We start from the raw sequence: 3,767 nt of genomic DNA on the forward strand, positions 1-3,767 counted from the left end.
GTCAAGGTGTCCGTCGGGGCGGCGGGGACCGACGGGGCCGTGAAGGGTGAAGGCCGCTCCCCCGGCGGGCCGACCGCTGCCGAGCCGACGGGCGGGGCCGGGGGTCTGGCATACCTGGAGCGTCTGCGGGCCCGACGGCGGAGCGAGGAGGAGCGCGACACCCTGGCGCTGCGGGCGGTGGAACGGGTCCGCGCCGAGGCGGAGCGGGTGGCGGTGGCGACCCGTCGGCTACGGATCCACGGCATGGAGGTGACCGGTCGGGAATGCCGGCAGGTGCTCAACCTCGCCTGTCTGGTGGAGGTCGGGCGCGGACGAGAGTTCGTTTCCCGGGTCACGGCCCCGGATGGGTGTGCCGATTCCGGCACCCGCGTGTGGGTGGAGGCCACCGGGCCGTGGGTGCCGTACTCCTTCGTGGGGGAGGCGGCCGATGAGGACCGGTGACGGGCTCGTGGGACCGGAGGAGGAGGTGTGGGCCCCCATCGGGGTACCGCTGGTGGACCTGTTGGACCGGGTGCTGGCCACCGGGGTGGTGATCGGTGGGGACATCGTGGTGGCCATCGCCGAGGTTCCCCTGGTTCGGCTCTCCCTGCACGCCCTGCTGTCCTCGGTGGGAGGCCGGGTGGCGTCCCCGTTCGGGGATGTCCCCGGCTGCGGGGAGGAGCCGTGGAGACGGTGAACGAGGCCGGGGCGCGGGGAGGGCCGGTGGTCGTCGGTTCCGGGGACCCGGAGGACGCCGCCCGCGACCTGGTGGCCCTGGTGCTGACCGTGGTGGAGCTGCTGCGCCAACTGGTGGAGCGACAGGCGCTGCGCCGCGTGGACGAGGGCGACCTGTCGGACGAGCGGGTGGAGCGGATCGGCACCACTTTGATGCTGCTGGACCGGCGGATGACCGAGTTGCGCGACCACTTCGGGTTGCGTCCCGAGGATCTGAACATCGACCTGGGCCCCCTGGGGACCCTGCTTCCCGTGGAATGAGACCGCCCGCCCCGGGGCGGGCGTCCGGGGATGTCCGGGTTTGCTTCCGTGATCCCGGGTAGGCGATCGGCCATCACCGAGGAAAGGAACCGATCATGACCGACCGCAGCGACGACAAGGGCACCACCGACAAGCTCAAGGGCAAGGCCAAGGAGATGGTCGGTAAGGTCACCGGTGACCGGCGCAAGGAGCAGGAGGGGAAGACCGACCAGGCCAAGGGCAAGACGAAGGAGACCTTCGACGACGTCAAGGGCAAGGCCAAGGGGGTCGGGGACTCGCTGGGGAACGACCGCTCCGGCGACCGCTGACGAATCACCCGGCCTGTCCGGGATCCCCTCGCTCCGGACGGGCGCGGACCACCGGGTTCCGCGCCCGTCGGCGTGTGCGCGAACGGTTCGCGTGCTCCCCCGCGGGGTTCGCCCCGGCGGAGGGGGGCGGCAGGTCGGGGAGACCGAACCGGACATCGACCCGGGGCGCGAAGAGCACCCGGGGAGTTCCCTCCGGGGCGGGGAGACCGCAGGCGGCGATCAGGTCCTCCCGGCAGTCGAGCAGTTCCGCCCCGTGCAGCGGCCAGGTGGGGTGCTCGTTGGGCAGGTGAACGGTGGAGCCGTCGTGCCACCGGGTGTGCAGCCCCCAGCGGGCGGTGAGGAAGGCGTCCAGCGGATCGAGTTCCCCGTCCGGGATCGCCTCCCCCACCCTCACCCGGACGAACCCTGCCGGTGCCGGGACTCCGGGAGGGGTGATGCGGCGAGAGGTCCAGGTCAGTTCACGCCCCACGCGTCGTCGTCCCATCGCGGCCCACCGATAGGGCAATCGCAGCGCCGCCCTGGCGCCGAGCACCGGTACCAGGCGTTCGCACTCCAGGGTGAGGAAGACCACGCCGCGACGACCGAGGGCGTCAACGCCGTAGACCCGCACATTGGTCTCGAGGAAATCACCGAGCCAGGGCAGCCCGGGCCCCCGGCCGAAGCCGAGTCCGTGCATGCGGAAGGGAACCAGGCCCACCCAGGTCACGCCCTCGTGTACGTCGGGGCGGATTCCGGGCGGCAGGAGGGGTGCGACGACGGCCGGATCGAGCGGCCAGTGCAGGAAGGTCACCTCGAGCCATGCCTGGGAGAGCACCGTGCGGCGCAGGGGGCGCGGGCTGAGGGCGGTGAGGGGCTCAGCCGCTCCCCGGGGAGCGCCGGCGGGAACGCGGGGATCGGCCGGCACGGGGACGAACTCCGGAACCACACTCATGTCATCCAGTGTCCTCCCTCTCCCGGCCGGAGCGCCCCCGGGCCCCGCGGAGGGTATCGGCGGGTGGCGGATCGACCTCGAAGCGGGACATGATCGCGGGATGCGCATCGATTCCCTCCCCTCCCCCGATTCCGGCCGGGGTCCCGACCCGGGCCCGGTCGGGGACGAGTTGTCCGTCGATGACCTGCTGGCCCTGGACCGGGAACACGTGTGGCACCCCTACGCCCCGATGCCCGGTACCGTGCCATCGCTGCCGGTGGCCTCCGCCCGGGGAGTCCGGCTGTGCCTGGCGGACGGTACGGAGCTGATCGACGGGATGGCCTCATGGTGGTCGGCCATCCACGGTTACCGCCATCCCGTCCTGGACCGGGCGGCGCACCGACAGGTGGACCGGATGAGCCACGTGATGTTCGGTGGCCTGACCCACGAACCGGCGGTGCGCCTGTCCGCGCTGTTGGCCCGGATCACCCCCGAACCGTTGCGCCACGTCTTCCTCGCCGACTCCGGGTCGGTGTCGGTGGAGGTGGCGCTGAAGATGTGCCTGCAGTACCAGGTCTCCCGTGGACGCCCCGAAAGACGTCGCCTGCTGACCTGGCGCGGCGGCTACCACGGGGACACCTGGCATCCGATGTCGGTGTGCGACCCCGACGGCGGGATGCACCACCTGTGGTCGGGGGCGCTGCCCCGGCAGGTCTTCGTGGACGCGCCACCGGCCGAATGGGATGAGGGGTACGCCCGCGTCCTGGCCGAGGAGATCGGCCGGCACGCCGACGGGGTGGCGGCGGTGGTCGTGGAACCGGTGGTGCAGGGCGCGGGCGGGATGAGGTTCCACCACCCCGGTTACCTTCGGGTGTTGCGGGAGGCGTGCGACCGGCACGGGGTGCTGCTCGTGTTCGACGAGATCGCCACCGGCTTCGGCCGGACCGGTGAGCTCTTCGCCGCCGACCACGCGGGGGTCGCCCCCGATGTGATGTGCGTGGGCAAGGCGCTCACCGGTGGGTATCTGACGCTGGCCGCCACCCTGTGCACCCCGGCGGTGGCGCGGGGCATCGCCGGGGGCGAGGTGCCTGTGCTCGCGCACGGACCGACCTTCATGGGCAACCCGTTGGCCTGTGCGGTGGCACTGGCCTCGGTGGGACTGGTGCTCGACGGGGGGTGGCGGGCGGACGTGTCCCGACTGGAGGAGGGCCTGCGGGCGGGCCTGGAACCGGCGGCCGGAAGGCCCGGCACCCGGGATGTCCGGGTACTCGGCGGAATCGGCGTGATCGAGGTGGAGGGCGGCATCGACATGGCGACCGCGGGTCGGATCGCCACGGAGCACGGGGTGTGGCTGCGCCCCTTCCGCAACCTGGTCTACGCCATGCCGCCCTATCCGTGCACGGCGGACGAGGTCGGAACGATCACGGAGGCGATGCGGGCGGTGGCCGAGGGAGCCCGGTCATGAGCGGGGCGCGGCGTTGGGTGGTGACCGGCACCGGGACCGGCGTGGGCAAGACGGTGGTGACGGCCGCGCTGGCCGCGGCGTGGTGCGGGGCGGGGCGGCGGGTGACCGT

The 3,767-nt window shown here is 72.7% G+C and carries 6 protein-coding genes; 5 read left to right on the top strand and 1 reads right to left on the bottom strand.

All coding sequences use genetic code 11. The features are described 5' to 3' along the window. The 4 genes from FNQ90_RS15600 to FNQ90_RS15615 form a co-directional block, all read left to right on the top strand. On the top strand, positions 1-441 hold a 441-nt coding region (locus tag FNQ90_RS15600), incomplete at its 5' end, for a GvpL/GvpF family gas vesicle protein (protein WP_194432571.1). Further along, positions 428-676 carry a gas vesicle protein gene (locus FNQ90_RS15605; RefSeq protein WP_182606939.1) on the top strand — a complete coding sequence of 83 codons (249 nt, stop codon included), beginning with the start codon at positions 428-430 and terminating at the stop codon, positions 674-676. The genes FNQ90_RS15600 and FNQ90_RS15605, both read left to right, overlap by 14 nt. Positions 677-702: 26 nt before the next feature. Beyond that, complete coding sequence (locus FNQ90_RS15610; RefSeq protein WP_182606943.1) at positions 703-975, top strand: gas vesicle protein K; 273 nt, start codon at positions 703-705, stop codon at positions 973-975. A 95-nt stretch (positions 976-1,070) separates the two neighbouring features. After that, on the top strand, positions 1,071-1,283 hold the full coding sequence (locus FNQ90_RS15615) for a CsbD family protein (protein WP_143618482.1): 213 nt from the start codon (positions 1,071-1,073) through the stop codon (positions 1,281-1,283). Between the two features lie 4 nt (positions 1,284-1,287). Here FNQ90_RS15615 and FNQ90_RS15620 read toward each other — a convergent pair whose 3' ends face one another. Continuing rightward, entirely contained in the window at positions 1,288-2,214 is a 927-nt protein-coding gene (locus tag FNQ90_RS15620; protein WP_182606940.1) for a YqjF family protein, read from the bottom strand. A gap of 100 nt (positions 2,215-2,314) precedes the next feature. Between FNQ90_RS15620 and FNQ90_RS15625 the strand changes: the two genes are divergently transcribed. After that, on the top strand, positions 2,315-3,658 hold the full coding sequence (locus FNQ90_RS15625; RefSeq protein WP_182606941.1) for an adenosylmethionine--8-amino-7-oxononanoate transaminase: 1,344 nt from the start codon (positions 2,315-2,317) through the stop codon (positions 3,656-3,658). The last annotated feature ends 109 nt before the right edge of the window (positions 3,659-3,767 follow it).

Origin of the sequence: Streptomyces alkaliphilus (assembly GCF_014141535.1) — a bacterium.
Lineage (GTDB): Bacteria > Actinomycetota > Actinomycetes > Streptomycetales > Streptomycetaceae > Streptomyces > Streptomyces alkaliphilus.

Excerpts from the sequence above, each read along its gene's own strand:
- FNQ90_RS15605 (WP_182606939.1), top strand. The coding sequence starts at position 428 with ATGAGGACCGGTGACGGGCTCGTGGGACCGGAGGAGGAGGTGTGGGCC.
- FNQ90_RS15615 (WP_143618482.1), top strand. The coding sequence starts at position 1,071 with ATGACCGACCGCAGCGACGACAAGGGCACCACCGACAAGCTCAAGGGC.
- FNQ90_RS15620 (WP_182606940.1), bottom strand. The coding sequence starts at position 2,214 with ATGAGTGTGGTTCCGGAGTTCGTCCCCGTGCCGGCCGATCCCCGCGTT.
- FNQ90_RS15625 (WP_182606941.1), top strand. The coding sequence starts at position 2,315 with ATGCGCATCGATTCCCTCCCCTCCCCCGATTCCGGCCGGGGTCCCGAC.